This is a genomic window from Flavobacterium chilense (assembly GCF_001602525.1).
GTDB lineage: Bacteria > Bacteroidota > Bacteroidia > Flavobacteriales > Flavobacteriaceae > Flavobacterium > Flavobacterium chilense.
The window spans coordinates 142,861-167,042 of record NZ_LSYT01000005.1; the positions used below are offsets into that span (position 1 = coordinate 142,861).

At 33.5% G+C, this 24,182-nt stretch carries 10 protein-coding genes; 9 read left to right on the plus strand and 1 reads right to left on the minus strand.

Going from position 1 to position 24,182, the window contains the following annotated elements; all coding sequences use genetic code 11:
* Positions 1–187: 187 nt before the first annotated feature.
* Complete coding sequence (locus tag A4F88_RS13330; RefSeq protein ID WP_068843107.1) at positions 188–1,036, minus strand: NAD(P)H-hydrate dehydratase; 849 nt, start codon at positions 1,034–1,036, stop codon at positions 188–190.
* A gap of 232 nt (positions 1,037–1,268) precedes the next feature.
* Between A4F88_RS13330 and gcvT the strand changes: the two genes are divergently transcribed.
* From gcvT to A4F88_RS13375, 9 genes are all read left to right on the plus strand, one after another.
* Positions 1,269–2,351, plus strand: a complete 1,083-nt coding sequence (gene gcvT, locus A4F88_RS13335) for a glycine cleavage system aminomethyltransferase GcvT (protein WP_068843108.1) — start codon at positions 1,269–1,271, stop codon at positions 2,349–2,351.
* Between the two features lie 197 nt (positions 2,352–2,548).
* Entirely contained in the window at positions 2,549–4,579 is a 2,031-nt protein-coding gene (locus A4F88_RS13340) for a S41 family peptidase (protein WP_068843109.1), read from the plus strand.
* A 303-nt stretch (positions 4,580–4,882) separates the two neighbouring features.
* Positions 4,883–5,596 (plus strand): YebC/PmpR family DNA-binding transcriptional regulator, encoded by a 714-nt coding sequence (locus tag A4F88_RS13345; RefSeq protein WP_026729302.1) that lies wholly within the window; start codon positions 4,883–4,885, stop codon positions 5,594–5,596.
* Between the two features lie 239 nt (positions 5,597–5,835).
* Positions 5,836–10,524 (plus strand): hypothetical protein, encoded by a 4,689-nt coding sequence (locus A4F88_RS13350; RefSeq protein WP_068843110.1) that lies wholly within the window; start codon positions 5,836–5,838, stop codon positions 10,522–10,524.
* A gap of 1 nt (position 10,525) precedes the next feature.
* Complete coding sequence (locus tag A4F88_RS13355) at positions 10,526–12,604, plus strand: fibronectin type III domain-containing protein (protein WP_068843111.1); 2,079 nt, start codon at positions 10,526–10,528, stop codon at positions 12,602–12,604.
* A gap of 138 nt (positions 12,605–12,742) precedes the next feature.
* Positions 12,743–13,906: a SprB repeat-containing protein gene (locus A4F88_RS13360; protein ID WP_068843112.1), complete on the plus strand. Its 1,164-nt coding sequence runs from the start codon at positions 12,743–12,745 to the stop codon at positions 13,904–13,906.
* Between the two features lie 21 nt (positions 13,907–13,927).
* Positions 13,928–15,064, plus strand: coding sequence for a hypothetical protein (locus A4F88_RS13365; protein ID WP_068843113.1), 1,137 nt, complete (start codon positions 13,928–13,930; stop codon positions 15,062–15,064).
* 24 nt (positions 15,065–15,088) lie between these two features.
* Complete coding sequence (locus A4F88_RS13370) at positions 15,089–21,607, plus strand: T9SS type A sorting domain-containing protein (RefSeq protein WP_082815769.1); 6,519 nt, start codon at positions 15,089–15,091, stop codon at positions 21,605–21,607.
* Between the two features lie 89 nt (positions 21,608–21,696).
* Positions 21,697–24,156, plus strand: a complete 2,460-nt coding sequence (locus A4F88_RS13375) for a TonB-dependent receptor (protein ID WP_068843115.1) — start codon at positions 21,697–21,699, stop codon at positions 24,154–24,156.
* Positions 24,157–24,182: the final 26 nt, after the last annotated feature.

Here is a 24,182-nt window from a genome sequence, read left to right on the forward strand (position 1 = left end):
CGCTCAGCCTGACATTGGGTATTCAGATAAAATTATGATAAGTACGACCTGAATTACCTCATTACCTCATTACCTCATTACCTCATTACCTCATTATCTCATTATCTCATTATCTCATTATCTCATTATCTAAGAAGTCTAACAATCTAAGCAGTCTAATAATCTAATAATCCAACAATCCAATAATCTAACAATCTAATTCTAAAAAAGCCTTTCCCAGATTCTCTATAATATCTGAAGCTATAAACGACTGATAACCTGTTTGTGGCAAAGCAATATCGGCGGTTAATCCGTGGAGGAAAACGCCTAGTTTTACGGCATATTTGGGTTCGTAACCCTGCGCGATAAAACTTGTTATGATTCCTGTTAGCGTGTCTCCGCTTCCGGCTGTCGCCAATGCAGCGTTTCCGGTTGTGTTTTCGTAGATTTCGCTTTTATTAATGATATAAGTTGGCGCGCCTTTCATAACGATAATAACTTTGTATTTTTCAGAAAAAGCAATTGTTTTTTGAAATTTTTCAGATTCTGAATTCCATTTTCCTATTAAGCGTTCCAGTTCTTTTGGATGAGGTGTCAGAATAGTATTTTCGGGAACCAATTCTAGCCAGGATAAATTTTGTGCTAAAATATTCAATGCATCGGCATCGAGAACCAAAGGTGTTTTATTGATTCTTAAAAATTCGAACAATGCTTTTTGTGTGCCTAACTCCTGCCCTATTCCCGGACCAATTGCAATTGCCTGCGGAATTAAAGGAAGGTGTATATTGGTAATAAAATTGGTGTTTTCATCGGTAATAACCATTACTTCGGGAATCGAGATTTGCAGGATCTGATAGCCGCACTTGGGTGTAAAAGTAGTTACAAGCCCGCAACCGGATTTTAAACAGGATTTTGAAGCTAAAACGGCTGCGCCTATTTTGCCATAACTTCCGGCAATAATCACGGCATGTCCCTGAAGTCCTTTATGTGTGTGAGGATTTACAGGTTTGTAAAATTTCAGAATATCTTCTTTCGTGATTAAAAACGGCTCTTTCATGGCATTAATTTATGAATTAAAGTTACATAAAAAATGAAGAAGAAAATAGTTCTGGTTACGTTAAATGCCTAGCCCTGATAGCAGCGGTATCCTTTTTGTTTTTTCTTTAAAAACAAAAAGATATAGCGGATAGCAGGAAATAGCTCCTAATTGTTGCGAAATTTATAATTTAGACTATAAAAAATTGATATTTTTTAAATAAATTTGCGACACAATTTTATAAAACAACACAATGAAAAATACTGCGCTTACGCACATACATGAGAGTTTGGGAGCGAAAATGCTTCCGTTTGCCGGTTATAATATGCCTATTACTTACGAAGGTGTAAATGCTGAACACGAAACAGTTCGTAATAGTGTGGGCGTTTTTGACGTTTCGCATATGGGTGAATTTTTGTTAACAGGTCCAAATGCTTTGGCTTTGATTCAGAAAGTGACTTCGAATGATGCTTCGACTTTGACTATTGGAAGAGCACAATATTCGTGCTTACCAAACAATGAAGGCGGAATCGTTGACGATTTGATTGTGTATAAAATGAAAGATGAAGAGTATTTACTGGTTGTAAATGCTTCGAATATTGAAAAAGACTGGAACTGGATTTCATCTCACAATGATTTGGGTGTTGAAATGAGAAACTTATCTGATGATTATTCTTTATTGGCTATTCAGGGACCAAAAGCGGTTGAAGCTATGCAGGCTTTATCGTCTATAGATTTATCTGCAATTGCTTATTATCATTTTGAAGTGGCTGATTTTGCCGGTTTCAATGATGTAATTATATCAGCTACTGGTTATACCGGTTCTGGCGGATTTGAAATTTATTGCAAAAATGCTGATGCTGAAGCGATCTGGAATAAGGTTTTTGAAGCTGGTGCTGCTTACGGAATTAAACCTATTGGTCTTGCTGCCCGTGATACATTACGTCTTGAAATGGGATTCTGCTTATACGGAAACGATATTAACGATACTACTTCTCCGCTTGAAGCAGGTTTAGGATGGATTACAAAATTTACTAAGGATTTTACTAATTCTGAAAACCTGAAAAAACAAAAAGAAGAAGGTGTTACTAAAAAATTGGTAGCTTTTGAAATGCAGGAACGTGCTGTACCAAGACACGATTACGAAATTGTAGATGCTTCGGGAGCTGTTATTGGTGTGGTAACATCTGGAACAATGTCACCTTCTATGAATAAAGGTATTGGTTTAGGATACGTTACGGTAAACAATAGCGCGGTTGACAGTGATATTTTTATCAGAATTAGAAAAAATGATGTTCCTGCAAAAGTGGTAAAATTACCTTTTTACAAGAAATAGTTTTTATAAAACATATTTAGAATGCGTTACCTAAAAGAGTAACGCATTTTTTTTGCAGTAAACTCAATACAAGAATTAATTACCAGCTGAATTTCTTACTAAAAAGAAATTATTCTGATGTAAGAAATTTTACAAAAATTGTAACTTTTTATCAAAAAATAAAATGTAATTTTAGACTAAACGAAGATTTTCGATTTATGAAAAAAATATTACTGGTATTGATATTAGGTACAAATGTCCTGTTTAGTCAAAATAGTGACAACACCTGCGACATAATAAATAAAATAAATGCCCTTATCCAGGCAGACCATATTCGACCAAAACCGGTGGACGATAGTTTATCGATTTTTGTTTTTGATAATCTGATGAACGAACTGGATCCTTCACGAAATATATTTTTTAAAACAGAATACGACGAACTGGTTGATAAATATCGTACCAATCTCGACGATTTGATTCTTAGTGACCATTGCGATTTTCTAACCGATATTACTGATAAATATAAAAATGGTCTTTTGAGAACTAAAGCTGTTCTGGAAAAAATCCAGAAAGAGCCAATCGATTATAATAAAAATGATACTATCCGATTTTATAAAAAATCATTTCCTTTTTATCTGAAAAAAGAAGATGTAGAGAAAGTATGGCTCAAAAAAATACGTTATCAGATTCTGGATGAAATTGCCGAAACTAGTGATAACCTGGATTCTATAAAAGCGAATTTTAAGTCTATTGAATTCAAAGCAAAAAATCTGGTTCTTTCGAATGAAATATGCCGAATTAATACACTTTTAGAAACAAATGTCAAGCAGGAAGAAAAGGTATACAATTTCTTTTGTACCTATTTTGACCCGCATACGGCTTATTTTAGTGATGATTCTAAAACAAGTTTCGTAGCCTCTTTATCAAAAGAGCATTTGTCTTTAGGAATGACTGTAAATCTAAACGAGAAAAACGAAATTATTGTAGCCGAGCTTGATCCTAATGGTCCTGCCTATCAAACAGGACAAATAAAAAAAGGCGATCAGATTGTGTCTATATCCAATCAAAAAGAAACTTTGCAGGTTTCGTGCGCCTCACTGGAAACTATTTCGACCATGATTTTGTCTGAATCTAATAAGAATATCACACTTACGCTAAAGCGAAACGCAGGCAAGACATTTGATGTTTTCATCGAGAAAAAAGTAATGAAAGATGAAGACAATTCTGTTTTTAGTTTCATTGTGGGGAAAGACAGCAAAATTGGGTATATTAAAATCCCTAGTTTTTATGCTGATTTAGATGGAAACACCCGAAAAGGCTGTGCTGATGATGTTGCCCGCGAAGTTTTGAAACTGGAAAAAGATAATATTCAAGGTCTTGTAATTGATTTGATCGATAATGGTGGAGGATCGATGGAGGAAGCTATAAAACTAGCCGGAATGTTTATCGATTATGGCCCTCTTTCTATTGTTGTAGATAACACGCAAAGTAAATCGGTTATTAATGATCCTTATAAAGGTCTTATTTATAAAGGTCCGATCGTGATTTTGGTAAACAGCAATACAGCTTCGGCAAGTGAGTTTTTCTCTTCTATATTACAAGATTACAATCGTGCTTTATTAATAGGAAGCAATACACTCGGCAAAGCAACCATGCAAACCATTCTTTCGCTTGACGAAACTAAAAATACTGATTTCTTAAAAATTACAATCAACAAATTTTACAGGGTTACAGGAAAGAGTCATCAGTATATTGGTGTAAAACCGGATGTTGTTTTACCTGAATTTTATGAAAGTGTTTATCAAAAAGAAAGTGATTTTCCTACTGCGATAAAAAACGACAGTTTAGAACCTTTTTTAAAGTTTAAACCTTACGTAAAAAGAAGTCTTATTGATAAACTGGCGAAAAACAGTACTGCCAGATTATCTGATAATTACTTTTTTAATAACATCAAAAAAATCAATTTAAAAATCGATCAGTTGGTAAACACACCTAAAGCGGAACTTCCGATGACTCTTGATGCAGTTTTTAATCAGAAAAAAACAATAAATGCCCTTTGGACTGAGATCAATACTTTTAATGATGAAAATAACCCGCTGGATGTCTACAATTCTAGTGTAAATCAGTTTTTACTGGGTTCGTATCCAAATGATAAAACGATAAATCAATACCAGATTGATAATCTAAAAACGAATCCGTACCTAAACGAAGCTGTAAATATCATTAATGAGTTTAATGCTTCGAAATAGATTTCAGGTTTGAAATGAGAATAAAAAATAAAATGCAAAGTCTTTTAATCTAAAGTATATTGATAAATGCAAAGAACACAAAGCTTTGCGAACTTTACTTTTTCTATAGCGTTTTAATTGAGAACTAGCTTTGTGTGCTTTGCAGTAAAACGTATACAAACCTATCTTCATTTTAAAAACGGAAACCTAAAACATAAAACTTTTTAACATCTAACTTCTAACCAACGCTAAAAAAAGAATAAAATTGATTTTGGAAAAATAAGGAATAACCGTATTTTTGCATCACAAAACTAAAAATTAGAAATGGGAAGAGCGTTCGAATTTAGAAAAGGAAGAAAAATGAAACGTTGGTCAGCAATGGCTAAAACATTTACCCGAATTGGTAAAGACATCGTTATGGCTGTTAAAGAAGGCGGACCTAACCCAGATGCCAACTCTAGATTAAGAGCTGTAATACAAAATGCAAAAGCCGCTAACATGCCGAAAGACAATGTGGAGCGTGCAATAAAAAATGCAAGTAATAAAGATACTGCCAACTATAAAGAAATTTTGTTTGAAGGATATGCCCCTCACGGAATTGCTATCCTGATCGAAACAGCATCTGACAATAATAACAGAACTGTAGCAAACATTCGCAGCTACTTTAACAAATGCAACGGAACAATGGGAACTCAGGGTTCTGTTGAATTTATGTTTGACCATACTTGCAACTTCAGAATTGCAAATAATGGTCTTGACGCTGAGGAATTAGAGTTAGAGTTAATTGATTTTGGTGCCGAGGAAGTTTTTGAAGACGAAGACGGAATCTTAATCTACGCTCCTTTTGGAAGCTTTGGTGCTTTACAGAAAGAATTAGAAAACAGAGGTCTTGAAATTTTATCTTCTGGTTTTGAGCGTATTCCACAAATCACAAAAGAACTTACTGAAGCTCAAATCGCTGATGTTGAAAAACTAATCGAAAAAATTGAAGAAGATGATGACGTAATGAACGTTTATCATACGATGAAAGAAGAGTAATATTTTTCTTTTTATATTATAAAAAAAAACTCCAGAGAGATCTGGAGTTTTTTTTGCTATAATGTGGAATCCCGTAAAGATAAAAATAAGGAATGTTTTAAGTTTGGCAGATTAATTTGGAGCTGGGAATAATATAAAATTTAACAGGAATGTTATAATAACTTTTTATAAACAATTTTTTTCCTATTAATTTTTTTTTATATTGGCTCTCTAAATGCCCAACCAAAACCTACAAAAAATTGAAAAAAACTACTCTTAGATTACGCTTACTCGTATACATTTTAGTTTTATTTACGACCAGTTTCAACTGTTTTTCAAGCACTTATACAGATACGATAAGTAATTCGAAAAAACTTTCACTTAGTAAGAATAATACTCCAAAGCCTAATTTTCTTCCTGAGAATAATTTCTTCAATTTTATTCAAAATTCTGAAAGTGAGTTTACGAATGAATACCTAAGAAAGAATTTTCCTATTGCAGAACAAACTTCTGATGACTTACAAAAAGCAATAGCTACTTGTCTCAAAATAGATGAAAATGGTAACCTTACTGACAATCTCGAACCTAAAAGTCTGTCGCAGTTACCTTTGGGTATAAAAAAGACAATTGGCGGTATTCAATATCTTTTAGGAATTAGTAATGCAAAATTTACCCCTGAATATACAGAGCTAACGGCTTTTGTCAGAATCATTATACCACAACACGGAGCTGACGGAAAACCAAAGGAATTATTTTTTGGGGCAAACAACATCAAATTGAGTCATAAAGGTGGTTTAGTTGGTGATACTAATTTGATCTTACTTGGTGATGTACCTATTAAAATAAACGGCGAAAACTTATTATTGATCCTCAAAGGAGGAATGGATATGAAGACAGGTGCCGTTGCTAACAAAACCTATGTAACTATCGATTGTAATGGTTTTAAGGAACTTGGAATAACAGCTGATGTACAATTTTCAAGAAATATTCTGGAGCCGGTAGACAATAATTATGTAGCTCTCCCTTCTCCTGCTCTTGTTACCGGAAACTTTAAAACTATTGTTTCAAACTGGAACGATATTTTGGTCGAAATATCATTACCTAAGTTTCAGTTAACATCTAAAAAAGGTTTTTGCTTTGAATTAAATAACGCTGTAATCGATTTTAGTGATTTACAGAACTCTAAAAGTGTAAAATGGCCACCGGATTATGCTGCAAAATATTTAGTACCCGGAAATGAAAATCTTTGGCGTGGTCTTTATGTACAATCTCTTAAAATAGTTTTACCTGAAGAGTTTAAGAAAAAAGAAAGCAAGGAAAGGATTCGCTTTGAAGCGACAGATTTATTAATTGACCGTATGGGAGTTTCCGGAACATTTTCGGGAAATAATCTAATAGGTATTGATGAAGGAAACGCATCAGGATGGCAAATGTCTCTTGATAATATAAGTATAACCTTAGTTGCCAATTCTTTAACATCTGCCAGTTTTGGCGGGGATATTCTTCTACCTCTTTCAGAAAAATCAGCAAATTGTAATGCCGGTGCGAGATCAGAGTTAGCGTATAAAGCATTAATAGATCCCGTTAATAATGAATATGTTTTAAATGCACAGGTAACAAACGGTTTATGTTTTCAGGCCTTTAAGGCAAATGCTATTATAGAAAAAAACTCTTATATAGAGTTAAAAGTCAAGGATGGTAACTTTTTACCAAAAGCAGTTCTGTACGGTACGCTATCCTTAAAAGCCAGTAACAAACCAATTACGGCTGCTGAAGCCCAATCCGGAACGAATGCAGAAACTAAAGAAACTGTTGACTTTAAAGGAATTATATTTCAGAATTTAACCCTGCAAACAGTATCTCCATACTTAAGTGCAGATTATTTTGGATATAAAAATATTCAGGGTAAAGATGCCACTGTTAGTAATTTTCCGGTAACGATTAATGAAATTGCTTTAATTACCAGTCCTGAAAGCGCTAGTTTAAAGGTTGATCTTGCTATTAATATGATGGAAAATCAATTTAATGGGCAGACTAAATTTTATGTGGTTGGGAAATTTGGTAAAGATCAGGGAATTCAGAAATGGAAATATGACCATCTTAAATTTGAAGAAATTTCAATTACAGCCGATTTAGGCGGAATGAAATTAAAAGGTAGCATTGCCATAATGGATAATGATCCTGTTTATGGTAAAGGCTTTAAAGGATCCTTAAGTTGCGATTTTACTGGTGGTATTAAAGTAGAAGCCAATGCTATTTTTGGATCTACAACGTTTAGATATTGGTATGTTGATGCGATGGTAGATAATTTAAACATCCCTGCAGGAGCTATTACATTTAAAGGCTTTGGCGGAGGTGCTTACTATCGAATGAAAAAAGATGGTTTCAGCAACCGATTTGCTGCTTCAGGATCAAATTATGTACCCGATATCGATTCAGGATTAGGAGTAAAAGCCATAATCAAATTTGCCGGTACCGCTACTGCAAATGCATTTTGGGGCGGATGTGGTTTTGAAATTGCCTTTAATAGCAATTCTGGTATAAACAGAATTAGTATTTATGGTGAAGGTCACGTAATGCAAACTTTTGTAATACCTGGTGCAGAGGCATTAACGGGTGCTTTAAAAGCAGTAACCGAAAATGAGTCCCTTCTTTCTAAAGTAGCATTAGAAGCCTTAAAAACAACAAACCTATCAAAAGCTGCTGAACAATTATATCCAAATGATGTAAAAAACTCAATGGGAATTAATGCCTTTGCTGCTATTGAATATGACTTTAGAGCAAAAACATTACACGGATCTTTTGACTTATACATTGATACTCCGGGTGGTTTTATAAAAGGTCGTGCGTCAGGAAACCGTGCAGGATGGGCAGTATTACATTTTGGTCCGGACAAATGGTACATCCATATGGGAAAACCAACAGACAGATTAGGAATAAAACTTGCCGTTGGTCCTATAGAAGTTGAAGCCGGAGGTTACTTTATGCTTGGAGATGAAATTCCTGGAAGTCCTCCACCACCAGATATTGTTGCGCAATTACTGGGTGTAGATGTTGCAAAACTGAACTACATGCGAGATGAAAACAGCGTTGCTTCGGGTAAAGGTTTTGCTTTTGGTGCAGATTTTAGCCTTAAAACAGGAAATTTAAGCTTTTTGATGTTCTATGCCAATTTCCAGGCAGGATTTGGATTCGATATTATGGTAAAAGATTATGGTGAAGCTGCTTGTAAAGGCTCAGGTCAAATTGGTATTGATGGCTGGTATGCAAACGGACAATCGTATGCCTACATGCAGGGAGAACTTGGTATTAATATAAAATTGTTCTTTATAAAAAAGAAAATATCAATCATAAAAGGCGGAGGTGCTGTTTTATTACAGGCAAAATTACCTAATCCATTATGGATTCGGGGTTATATGGCCGGCTATTTTAATCTATTAGGAGGTGCTATAAAAGGAAGTTTCAGGTTTAAATTGGAATTTGGTAAGCAATGTGAATTTATAAGCAATAATCCTTTGCAGGGCTTAAAAGCAATTGCTGACATCACTCCTGCTGAAGGAACTAAAGGTGTTGATGTATTTACGCTTCCGCAAGTTGGCTTTAATATGCCTGTCGAAAAAGTCTTTACTCTTGAAGATGATACGGGGGTAAAAAGTTATATGCTTAAACTTGAAGAATATAGTATTAAGAAAGATGGAATTTCTATTCCCGGTACTTTAAGCTGGAATGATACCAAAGATTTAGTGACTTTTACTTCTTCGGATGTATTACCTCCAAGTTCAAGTCTTACCGTAAATGTAAAATTAAGTTTCCAGGAGAGAGTAAATGGAAACTGGAAAACTATATACGATCAGGGACAAATTGCTATGGAAAGTGAAACCAAAAATTTCACAACAGGTGTTGCGCCAAGTAATATTCCTGTCAATAATATTGCTTATTGTTACCCTGTTTTTGATCAAAAATACGTTTATCAAAATGAATCAAAACAAGCTTACATTGTTTTAAAACAAGGACAGCCATATTTATTTGATTTAAAAGATGGTCAATCACAAAAGGCGTTTTATAAAACGGCAGATAAAACCGCTACAGCAACTTTACGTTATGATAGTTCACTAAAAAAAGTTCTTGTTGACCTACCGGTTTTACAAACTTCTAAAGCGTACAATCTTAGTTTAAAAACACTGGCGACCAAAACTGATGCAAATGGAAATCTATCTGAAAACTATCAAAAACAAGAATCAGAAGATACGAACATCGATATTAAGAATAACGAATTAGCTGAAACTATTACTGCCGGAAGTGATATTGAACTTTTGCAATATAATTTTAATACAAGTCAATACAATACTTTTCAGGAAAAAATGAGTGCTAAAAAAGCACGAAATACTTATATCGAAATTATTTATCCAGATGTACATGCCTTACATGCAGAAAATGCTCCAACAGAACCTTTTGATGAAATCGAAATAATTGGTAATGATAAGACTTTAAACATTCCATTAGTCAATGTTGAAGCAATGTTAGATGATAATTATTATAAAAATTATATCTATCCGTTGCTCTATAAAGGATATCCTCTGGAATCTGGTTTAAGTTTTAGCAGAGACACCAACATCTTAGGGGTTCCTCCAACAAAAGGAATCGAGCTTTTGACCTGGTATCAATCTGATCTGGCAAATAATCCAAATAGTTCTTATTTAAGAGAAAGACTGCCTTATCGCTATAATCAGCCATATTATTATAAGACTGATTTTGTCGATTTACAATACAAAGTAGTTAATAAATACCTGAATAGCTCAAATACAGCCATGATTGAAAGATACGATTATATTATAAATGGAATTTTTCCTATGATACAGGATGGAAAATATACCGTTAAACTAAACTATACATTACCTGGCGGACAAGCAGGTACAAGTTCAATTTTTACATTCAATAAATCAAATTAGCATGAAGCTTAAATTTTTAATTATTCTTGTTCTTTCAATAATTAGTAATGGTTATTCACAACAAAAAAGTACTAAAGATACTGTCTCAACTGAAAAAAAGATTGGGATAGAAGTTATAGCAAGAGTTCAAAAAGACAAAATTTTATTGCGATGGGCTGTAAATGATCCGCTAGCCTGGAAAAAACTTAATACTTATGGTTATTTGTTAGAGAGATTTACTGTAACCAGGGATAATAAAACGCTATCAAAGCCTGAACGAGTTATTTTATCTCAGATTTGTAAACCAGAACCTGTTGAAAAATGGGAAAAACTAATTGACGAAAATGATAATGCTGCCATTGTTGCACAAGCAATTTATGGTGAATCTTTTACTGTTGGAGGTGCTGATAACATAGAATCTATAGTAAATATCTCGGAAGAAAATGAACAAAGATTCACATTTGCATTGTTTTCAGCTGATAAAGACTTTGAGATTGCAAAAAAAGCAGGTTTAGGTTTTGAGGATAAAACGGTCAAACAAAATGAAAAATATGCTTATAGAATTTCTTCAAATGTACCGCAAAAAGAAATGAATATCGTTTATGGAGGTGTATTTGTAGGGCTAAAAGATTATGAGCCTCTGCCTAAACCTATGGATTTTACTGCTCATTTTACTGATAGCAGTACGATGTTGAGCTGGAATTTTAAAATATTATCTCACGTTTATGGAAGTTACTTTGTTGAAAGATCTACAGACAAGAAAAATTTTAAAAGAATCACAGATAAACCTTATACAAGTTTGAGTCAGCAAAACGCAAACAATAAACAAATTTTTTATGTTGATTCGATATCAAATAATATACAATACAGTTATAGAATTCAGGGTATTTCTCCATTTGGTGAATTAGGTCCGTATTCTGAAGTAGTTTCAGGAAAGGCAAAATCAATTTTAAAATATGTTCCTCATCTTACGGTTAAGGAATTTAAAGATGATACAACCGTAAATTTGATTTGGGAATTTCCTGAGGAAGGAAATAACGAAATTTCTGGTTTTGAACTTAATCGTTCTGATCAGGATGATGCTAATTATAAGACCGTTGTTAAAAACATTTCACCTAAATCCCGTAATGTAGTTTATGACAAATTATCTTCTACCAATTATTTTACACTGACCGCTATTGGAAAAAACGGAAGTAACAGGGTCTCTTTTCCAATGCTTGTACAGCCCGTTGATTCAATTCCGCCAGCAAAACCTATTGGACTTAAAGGTGTAATTGATAGTTTAGGAGTGGTAAAATTAACCTGGGATAAAAACAAAGAAAAAGATCTGTTGGGTTATCGAATTTACAAAGCCAATAATCCTGATGAAGAATATAGCCAGCTCACCATAAGTCCAAACGAAACAAACGCTTTTGAAGATAAAGTGGTTATAAAAACATTAAACAGCAAAGTATACTATAAAGTCATTGCTGTTGATTATCGTTATAACATGTCTGCTTTTTCAGATCCATTAATATTAAAAAAACCTGATGTAATACCTCCTGCTTCTCCTGCATTCACGAAATATGATATAAAAGATGGTCTTATATTTCTTGAATGGGCAAATAGTTCAAGCGAAGATGTAGCTGTTCATCAATTGTATCGAAAAGAAAATGGACAGCAAGATTGGTCTCTGATTTTTGAAACAAAAAATAAAGAAGAAAAATTTCAGGACAAAAATGTAAAAGACGGAACAGCTTATAAATATGCCATTTTTGCAAAAGATGAAAGCAGCCTTATTTCTAATCCTTCACCAGAATTAAATTTATTTGTACCAAAATATTCTGTAATGCCTGCAATTAAAGGCTTTTTTGCACAGGCAAATAAAACTACCAATACAATTGATTTGTCTTGGGAATATTCTAATACAGAAGTAGAAAGCTTTGAAATTTATAAAGCTTCTGATAAAGATGCTTTACAATTAATACAGATTGTAACTGGAAAAACAAAACGTTTATCTGATCCTACAGTTACCATCAATACTAATTATAAATACGGAATTAGAGCCGTATTTAAAGACGGAAGAGCATCAAAAATGGATTTTTATACTTTGAAATTTTAAGAATGATTGGTTTTTATTTTTTCTTAACCGAAATTAATAAATATCTATTTATAAGTCCATATAATATGCCTGTTGAAAAAGAAGGTAAACATAATGTTATAATTATGGGCAGTAATGATTGTGTAGAGAAATAATTATATGAAGAGAATTTTACTATTGTTTATTATTTTATTGTCGGTTAACAGCTTTGGGCAACTAACCTATAGAGTTAATCTGGAAGCCGGATCTCTTGGTTGTGGGTGTTCTTCTCCGGGTGCCGAAAATTTCTATGCATATGATGCAAGTAATAACCTTATACCATCTATTAATTTTAATGCAGATAATTATCCCAGCATTAGTTTTGAAACACTCATAAAACCATCTAAAATAATACAAGTTTTGGGATGTGAACCTACTGGAGACGATTTTTGTTATCCTTTTCCTTACAATGAGATTTCTCAAGTTATTTTGGATAATGCCAGTAGTTGCGAATATAAAAGTGCCAGCCAGCCTTTTGGTCTTAGAGTGAATGTTCAGGCTATTGGAAATATAAATAATACAGGCTGCGTTACAAGCAATCTTACCTGCTCAGGCAGCATTGAAAGATGGGAAGTAAGAAAACCAGGAAGTAATGTTTATGAAGTTATACCAAATTCTAATGTAAATACCTTAACTAAAACTTATAATCAAATTTATTCTGATAATTCAGGAATAAATAAAACCACTTATTTCAGAGCCAAATTTACCGGGACTCAGGTGTATACCTATCATCCCTTTATATTTGTTTTTTGCTCTCCAAATTTAAATAATACATCAGATCCTAATATTACCTTTTGCAATTATAGCAATGGCGAGGTTATATTCACTTTTAGCAGACCTTTAGAAGTTGGTGAGAAATATCTATTTTCCCGTAACCCAGTAGGTCAAGACATCATAACATCTTCATATTCTGATGATGTTACAAATGTTGAGAAAATCTCAGCCACTGTCTTTAAATGGAAAAATATACCTCCCGGAAAATACGAATTTAAATATCAAACACAGTTTGAAAACAATACACCATCTAGTGTTGGCCCGACCACATTTTTTACCATAACACCAAAAGAAAAATTAAATTTTACGCTTACAGCAATACAGCCATTGTGCAATAACAGTAATGGCTCAATTCAAGTTTCAGCAACAGGTGGAACACCACCATATTATTATATTTTAGATAATGAAACGAATAAAAACTCATTTACAAGTCCGTACATGATACCAATTACAAGAGAAGGAAATCATAGCGTGATAGTTGTAGATAGTCGTGATTGCATTGAAAAATAGACCGATAAAAATTAAATCGATATGAAAAAAATTACATTCTTAATTCTGTTATTTTCGAGTATAGCCAGTTTTTCGCAAGAACAAGTTATGCTTGATATTGATCTTCTCTTAACTAATAATGGTAATGGGAACTTAAGAGTATCAAATAGTTCAGGTCAGACTTTATATGATAGTTATGGAGCTGGTGTAGATAATTATGGTATGATTATTAATTTATCGATAGCTAATTTTCCTTTAACTATTAATTGGAGACCTGGTATTTATGCAGGATGTACAATTCCGCAAAACTTTACTTATACTTATAGTGATTATGTAGCCGGAACTATATTGTCAGGTGGTTGTGCCCCAGAGTACTTTTACATAAAATCACCTTATATAAACCAATTGACACCTTCAACATCTACTGTAGGCGTATGTGAAAATATTACCTTACAATCAGGTAATCGTCATTATTACAGCACAGATGGCACTACCTGGAATTCATGTTCATATAAATTTACTCCGGCAAGCATACTGGGGTCAGGTTTCAGGGGAAGTTTGAAAATTAAATCAGACATTGATTCCTTTCATGCCGTTCCTAAAGTAACGATGCAGTCAAAAGTGATTACTTACACTGTTATTGGCTGTTCTCCTGAACTAGATGGCCAACCCATAGCTGATAAAACTAAATGCAAATATGAAAGTTCCGGAAGTGTAACTTTAAAATTTAAAACAGAACTTAAAGATGGCGATAAATTTCTTTTTAACATCTTTAAAAATGGAATTTTCGACAAAAGTACATTTGTAACAAAAGATCAAATCATCAATTTGACATATACATGGTCAGGTTTAGCCGAAGGATCCTATTTCATAAAATACCAATCTCAAACTACTACAGATTCTAATACAATTGTTGGAGCCACTGCAATTACAACAGATCCTTTTGTTGTTGGAAGCCCAGATCCGTTAACCTTTACCATAACACAATTACAGCCGAAATGTCATGATGAACAAGGTGCTGTACAAATTTCCGCTTCAGGAGGAACGTCTCCTTATTATTATATGATTGATAGTGAAACACTGTTACAAAAACATCCGTTAACGGCTAATCCCATTCAATTATCAGAAGGTCCTCATAAGATTACAGTTGTTGACAGTAATTCCTGTATAGAAAAATAAAAAACCAAATATTCAAGCATCATTATGAAAAAACATTACTTATTATTATTGTTCTTTATGAGTTTATTTGGTTATTCCCAACAAGCTGATATAAATGGAGCAAAATCTGTTACAATTATTAATCCACCTGCATTAGTTCCTATTACAGGGAATGTCACCAATGTAACGGGAGCAGGATTATCTGACGGAACTATTTCCCTGAACACTATTTCGGGGGGAACACCCGGATATACTGTTAATTGGTCTAACATTACCAATCCGCTACAACCTGTAAATATAAATGCTCTTAAAGCAGGAACATACAGAGTGAAAGTAAATGATGCTAATGGTTGTTTCTTTTTAGAAAAAGACTTTACAGTATATCAACCGGATCAAATTGAAGTCATTATTAATCAACCAGCCAAGATCACTTGTTTTGGAAATAACGGAAGTTTAACTGCACAAGCTAAAGGCGGTTATCCTTATGGTGGATCTCCAAATTATACGTATAGCTGGTTCAAATGTGATAATATAAATGGTGATAATCCGGTGCCTGTTAATGGTACAGGCCCACAATTACTTAACGTAAAAGCTGGTTTCTATATGGTACATGTAATAGATAACCAAAACGCTACTATTGCAAAAGACATAAAAGAATTAACTCAAAATCCAAAAATATTAGTTAATGAAGTTATTACTCCCATTAGCTGTCGTGGGGCTGCTACAGGAGCTATCAATCTAACGCCTTCTGGAGGTACACCAAACACAACCTATACAGTGGTGTGGAGTGATAATACTTCTATAAGATCTTTCGAACGTACCGGATTAACAGCAGGAACTTACAGGTATACCATAACAGATGATCAGGTATCAGGATGCTCAACAGTACTAACTACTGTTACAGTTAGCGAGCCTGCGCTTGATTTAAACGTTACATACACCTCTAAACAACCAACACTAACAAATAATAATGGTCAAATCATATTAAATGCTACAGGCGGAATTCTTCCTGGCGGAAATAATAGCTATACCTACCAATGGTCTAAAGTTGGTGACCCTACATTTTCACCAGGAAATGTAAGTCAGAAAACCGATTTAGCAAATGGTACATATAATATTAATGTCACATCATCTTCAGGATGTACTTTTCCTGTCATAACAATAAAATTAGAAGCCTTAAACCTGGAATTTGTACAACAAGTTAATGTAAAATGTTTTGGTGATGCTACAGGTCTAATAGCAGTAAAAGGAATTGGAGGTACCATAACATCAGATTATGATTATACATGGTTTAAAAATGGAGCTCCAATTGCAGAAAAAACTTCAACGTTAACCGGAATTACTTCCGGAACTTTTCGTGTAGAAATAAGAGATAGTAAAGGCGATATGGTAGAAGAAACATATAACATTACCCAACCTGCTGCACCTTTATTAGTTTCCAGTTCTTTACAACAAAATGTTTCTTGTAAAAATGGTAGTAACGGTAAGATCTCAACCATTGTTTCTGGAGGAACAATTGGAAGTGGCTATAAATATTTATGGAGTAATGGAAGTACACAACCAACAGCAGACAACCTAATCGCCGGAAAATATTCACTAACTGTAACAGATGCAAATGGTTGTCAGGCTTTTTTAACTGATATTGAAATCACAGAGCCTCTTACAATAACAATTCCTGCAGCAACTATAACACATGTAGCAATTTTTGGTGAAAGTACCGGAGCTATTACACTTGGAAATGTAACTGGTGGAAATGGTGGTTATAATTACAACTGGTCTTCGAGCACTTATCCTTCATTTACAAGTAGTACAAAAGATATATCCGGATTAAAAACAGGCTCATACACATTATTAGTGACGGATAGTAAATCATGCACAGCAACGCAAACTTTTATTGTCAATCAAAATTCTTTATTGGAAGTTGAAATCACAGAATCAAAATTCATCAAATGTTATGGCAATACCAACGGAGAATTAACTGCAGTTGTTAAAGGAGGAGTTACGCCATACAAATACGTGTGGACAAAAAACGGAACTGTTATTCCGGGAGAAAATACTGCGAAAATTTCGAACCTTGGTTTCGGCTTTTATAGCGTTTATGTAACCGACAACGCCAACCCAAGCGGGCCTTTTGCTTTGGCACAACAACTAAATTACGAATTAAAACAACCAAATGAATTAAAAGTAACTGCATTGAGCCAAACAAATGTTTTATGTTATGGTGCCGCAACAGGAGCAATCAATATCAATATTACAGGAGGAACCGGGCCTTACACACAGCAATGGACTAAAAATGGTATCGCTTATTCTGTAGGAGCCGATTTATCAGATCTTGAAACAGGTACATACAATGTTATTGTTACTGACAGAACAGATCATGGCTGTACCGCAACACTTGCGCAGGCTATTGTGATTACTCAACCCACTGCACCATTAAAAATCGAAAGTGTAACCCCAGTTAATCTAACTGGTTTTGAGACTAATAATGGTAGTATATCCGTAACTGTTTCAGGAGGTAAGCCCAATTATAACTATCAGTGGACCAAAGATACTAATCCTGCTATAATTGGTTCAGGTCCTTCGATAACAGGTTTAAGTATTGGAATTTATCATTTGATAGTAAAAGATGATAATGGATGTACTTTACCACAAGCAGATTATGAAATTACTCAACCTGCTAAATTTGAAATCGTTAGCATAACCCAAACTTCAAATACAAATATTGCCTGTTTTGGAGATACATCTGCAGAATTCAATGCTGTAGTTACCGGTGGTGTTAAAGAATATACTTTTGAATGGTTAAATACAACTAACGGAGTAAAACATGCTTCATCAGAAAATATCTCGCCAACCTCAACCGTATCAAAAGCATCAAATTTACCCGCAGGTAATTATGTAATTACAGTAAAAGATGCTAAAAATAATATTCTTTTTGGTACCAATACTTTTACCATTTTACAACCGGATAAATTAGCTTTTACTTATACCAAAACAAATGTATCATGCTTTCAGGGAAGTAACGGAAGTATAAAACTAAATATTACTGGCGGAACTAAATTTGCAGATATTACAAAACCATATACGATTATTTCAAGTGGAATAATTGATTCGCAAAACGGAATTATTTCAGGACTCACCCAGGGAACTTATACCGTAAAAATAATTGATGCAAATGGTTGTCAAACCGCTGAGCAGACTATTATAATTACTGAACCTGCAAATTCTGTATTTATAAACAATCAGACTATTACTCCAACTACTGGTTTTGGTTTATCTACAGGAAAAATTGTGATTACTGTTGCAGGCGGAACCGCAGGGTATTCATACCAATGGAAAAATAGCTTAGGTTTTACTGTTGGTACAAATAGTCCTGTTTTAAATAATATTCCAGCCGGAACTTATACTGTTTTGGTTACAGATGCAAATTCTTGTACTACTACAAATAGTTATACTGTAGAACAACCTACAAAACCGCTTTTAACAGAAACTCACATACAAGCAAGATGTAATGGTTTACTAGGTTCGTTAGATGCTCTTGCAACCGGAGGAGCTACTTTTGGTCAAAATCAATCTAACAGAATTTATACTTATAAGTTAAAAAATAAAACTACAAATGCTGTAATTACAATTGTTGGTAATGAAGCTAAATTTGAAAATATTTCAGATGGAGATTATACGCTTACTGCTACAGATGTGGGAGGAGTTGATTCTAATAATATTGATGTTACCTTCAAACAACCTACACCAATCATAGTAAATCTCGACTCAAAATTGAACGTAAGTTGTTTTGATGGTCAGGATGGTTCAATTATTATATCAGTTACAGGAGGAACACCTTTTATAATTAACAATGCACCTGTTTATAATTATCAATGGAAAAAGAAAAATAAAGCAACCAATATCTACGAAAACTTTACACCAAGTGCATTAAATGCATTAACCGAAGGTACTTATGCCGTTGAAGTTCGTGATGCCAATTATAATTCTGCTGATGCCAGTCATTGTGTTGGTATTTTAGATGAAATTATAATTACTCAGCCAGCAGATTTTGGTTTTGACATAGATAAAATTACCTATATTAATCCATCTGCACAAAATGGAAATGATGGTGCCTTACATTTTGAAATCAAAGGTGGAAAAACAAATTATGAATATAAGCTTTACACTAAAAATGCACAAGGAAACGAAACAATCTTAAAAACCATTTCAAATACATCAGCTAAAATGGTTGATTTTACAGATCTTATTAAAGATCATTATTATGTATCTGTTCAGGATGATACAGGTTGTACCAAATATACCGATTTTGATTTTACTGATAACCCACTTACCATTACCATTAGCCAAACTCAGGATATGACTTGTTTCGAATCTAATGATGCTATAATAAAAGCAACTGTAAACGGAGGTTTTGGTGTCAAAAAAATATCCTGGTATCTAAACAATGTTTTATTACCTAATGAAAACAATACAGAACTGCTAAATGCAAAAATAGGAACTTATTATGCTGTTGTAAAAGACTCTAAAACAATTGAAGTTACCACTGCCCCTATAACTATTACTCAACCTGATCTTGTAACTTTTACAACTATTCAGGAACCTGTAAAATGTCTTGGCGATAATAATGGTAGTATATCAATTACAGCAGCCGGAGGAAATGGAACTTACAAATATCGTTATTTCCAGAACGGAACTTTAATTAAAGACTGGACAAGTTTTGTAAGTGGGGCAAAAACCATTATAACTGATTTAGCAGATGGTGAATATACACTTCAGGTACAAGACACTCAACAATGTAAAAGCACTGATGCAACTGTAAAAATTACATCACCAACTGCTTTAACCATTAGTAATGTTGTATCAGTTCCTGCAACAGGAAAAGGATTAAGTAATGGTTCTATTACCATAACAGCTCAGGGATCAAACGGAAATTACACTTACAAATGGTTCAAAAGCGATGCTACAAATCTTAACCAAACAGCTCCAACAGCGGCTAATTTAGCAGCAGGGAAATATTATGTAATTATAACAGATGCTAAAAATTGTAGCTTAACATCTGAATTATTAGAAGTAACTGAACCTGCACTTTTAGAAACTAATATAGAGGTGCAAAACGTTATTTTATGTAACGGTGATAAAAACGGAAGTTTAAAACCAACAACAATTGGCGGATTTTTAAAACCCGGAGAAAGCTATACCTACCAATGGTTTGAAAATGGTAATGCAACCCCATTGACTGCGAGTACTATCCTGAGCGGAATAGGAAAAGGTTCATATTATACGATAGTAACAGACTCAAACGGAAATAAAGCTAAAAGTAAAGTCCTTATTATAGCCGAACCTTTAATTTTAGATAATACCTTAACCTCAGATTACATGATTTGTGGTGATGCAAATGACTGGACTATTAATGCAACACCATCCGGAGGAACTCTTCCGTATAATTATGTATGGAATACAGGAGCAAAAACTGCTACTATTCAAAATGTTCCTCCAGGTAATTATTCAGTATTAGTAACAGATAATCATGGCTGTACCATTACAAAAATCATTACTATTGTTGCGCCTGTTCATTTGGCAACATCCGAAGTAATAAAAATACCAACTTGTTATGCTGGCTCTGATGCTACAATTACATTAACATCTTCAGGAGGAAAAGCACCTTACACTTATTTATGGAATACAGGCGAAAAATCGAATGTATTAAGCAATGCTTCAGCCGGTGATTATAATGTAATGGTTACTGATAGCAAAGGCTGTATGATCAATCATACTTATACTATTGTAAATCCGCCTAAAGATATTATCAATCTTGGCGAAGATGTAACCTTATGTTTTGATCAGACTTTAACTATCAATGCAACTATTGACGATGTTAAAGCTACTTATGCATGGACTTCAGACAAAGGATTCAAAAGCAACAAAGCGATGATCACCGTTTCTCAACCTGCAAATTATACGGTAATTGTTACCAACAAATTAGGTTGTGAGGCTACAGATACTATCAAAATATCAAGCCAGAGTACTGCTATTAGTGCTGAATTCGCTGTTTCCAGTCAGGTATTTAAAAATGAGAAATTTATACTTGTTGATATTAGTAATCCTGCTGCCGATGAAATCGAATGGATTTTACCAGCCAATGCCACTATAGTTTCTAAAAATAAAGATTTTGCTGAGATAAGTTTTAATGAGGCTGGTCAATATGATGTTACCATGAATACTAAAAAAGGAGATTGTACTGCTTATCAAACCAAAACAATATTAGTTACTGAAGGTGAATTTGAAGAGAATAATCCGGATGAGGTTTCGAAAAAATTTGATTTAAAAATTTATCCAAATCCATCAAAAGGAACTTTCACAGTAGATGTATTACTAGATAAAGTAATGCCGGCGCATGTTAAGGTTTTTAATTTGAATAACAATATGCTTATTGATTCAAAAACTCAGGATGGCAAAGATAATTACCTGTTCAACTTTAGTTTTAACGGACTTCCTTCAGGGGTTTATTTCGTACTATTTGAGTCGCAGCAAGGAAGTAAATTGAGAAAAATTATCATTCAATAAACTTTAGTCAAGTAAGTAAAAATTATCAATTTCAAATAATAAATGAAAATCAGATTGAAAATAAACTCTGATTTTCATGCCTCTAAAGAATGGTTTTAAAAAAAATAATTTTAATTACAATATTGCTTTTTATAAGTACTTTGGGGTTTTCGCAAAACTTTAATGTTCAGGAACTAGGTAAAGCAAAATTGATAAATGTAAGTGGCGGCGCATCTGCTAATACTGTTTTCTATTCCGGAAATGCTGCAAGAGAACCTTTTAGCTATTTCTTGAACGGAAACATCAATTTCAACATTGCAAATTTGTACAATGTTCCATTTTCATTTTCTTATACGAATCAAAAATTCGGTTATAATAAACCCGTTTTAATGAATCGTTTAAGCATACATCCATCATATAAATGGATCACTGCCCATATTGGCGATGTTAGCATGAGTTTCTCTCCTTATACTTTAAGCGGTCATCAGTTTACAGGTTTTGGAGTTGATTTAACTCCACAGGGAAAATTTAAGATTAGTGCAATGTATGGGCGATTAATAAAAAGTAGCGAATATGACTCAGCTTATCCGGATATTTTGCCAGCATATAAGAGGTTTGGTTATGGTTTTAAAACATCATATGCGTTAGAAAAAATAAATTTAGGCCTTACTTTATTCAAAGCCAAAGACCAGATCAATTCCTTAAACAATCCTGTCCCATTTGAGCTGGATGTAACTCCAAAAGAAAATACTGCGATTAGTTTTGAAACAACATTTAAACTTTTTCAGAAATTACAAGTCTCTACAGAATATGCAAACAGTAGTATTACTGAAGATTTAAGAGTCACAGAAGGTGGAAAAGCACAAGGAATTTCTTCTTTTCTGATGGGCAGAAATAGTACAACTACAAGTTATGATGCTTTTAAGGGGCAATTAATTTATCCTGCCGGAAAAGGAACATTAGGACTTGGATATGAAAGAATTGATCCAAATTACCGAACTTTTGGTGGTTATTATTTTAATAATGATTTAGAAAATATTACCGTTAATGCAACACAAAACCTTTACAAAGACAAAGTTTCTCTTGCTGTAAATCTTGGACTCCAAAAGGATAATTTAGATAAGCAAAAAGAAAGTCAGATGAAACGTTTAGTATCTTCTGTTAATGCTGATTTCAGACCTAACCAGAAATTAAACCTCAATTTTAATTATTCTAATTTTCAATCCTATACCAACAGCCGTAATCAGTTTGATTATATCAATCAGGTTTCTAATTATGATTATCTCGATACTTTAAATTTTAGACAAGTCAATCAAAATATCGGGCTTACCGTAAATTATTTATTAAAAAATGATAAAAAACTGAAAAAAGCCATTAGTGCTAATTTTACAATGCAAGATGCCCAAAATCAACAACAAGGGCGAACTGTTCCTGGTGGGGCTTCTACTTATTATAACTCAGCACTTACCTATTCTCTTGGTTATCCGGAAAAAGATTTAAGTTTTAACGGTTCCCTAAACAATACCTATGGAAAAACAGATTCTGGTAAAAGCCTCATCATTGGTCCTACAATAGGAGTTACAAAGTTATTTTTTGATAAAAAATTAAATACCTCTGCCTCTACTAGCTATAACACCAGTTATAGCAATGGTGATAAGCAAAATGACATTTTCAATTTTAGACTTAACGGATCTTATATTTATCTCCAAAAACACAATTTCAACATGAGTATGATTTCTTTGTTTAATAATTCCGCTGGGCGTAAAAACAATGATCTAACAGCTACTCTGTCCTATGCTTATTCTTTTGATAAAATAAAAATGCGTCCAAAAAGAGAGCCAAGGATTGAAGATGATATGAAATTAAATCCGGCAAATCCTGTTCTGAAAATAAACCTTAACGGAAAAGTCTTTGAAGGCACAAGGGACGAAATTACAGCACAATTAAAAGATATGCAGTTGGCATTAAGCCCAATTCCAACAGAAGAAAGTAACAATTTAGAACATTTATTAACATTAGCTACCCTGGCTCCTGATGATAAAGACTTTAAAGAAAAAGTGTTAGATTATCTGGAAGCTTACAACATAGAAGCTAAGAATCTGAAGAGTTATAACGAATATATCATAGAAGCAGCTCAAAAGCTTGAAAAAGAAATGAAGAACAAAGATGAAAGTCTTGAAAATGCTTATGTAATGGCCATTGGAAGAGTAAACAGCCATAAATTACATGGCGTAAACGAAACTGAGATTACTGATAAAACTGCTTATAAATCGTATTTAAAATTAGTTGAAAGAAGCAACAATAACCGTGATCAGTTAATGCATCACAGATGGATGTTAAAAGAAATTTCAACATTGTCAAAAATATCCACAGCTGAAATTCAACAAAATCAAAATATAGCTGATTTTAGTAAAGAAGAAGTTCAGGAAGCTTTTAAATTAATAAAAGATAAAAAATCCGATGCTGAAATAACAGATGCGATAGAATTAAAGATGATTCCGTTTTATCATGAATTAGCCGTCAAAAATGCTACAATTGATGAAATTGATCTTAAACATATTCAAAAATAAAGTAGTAAGATACTAACCCAACAAAA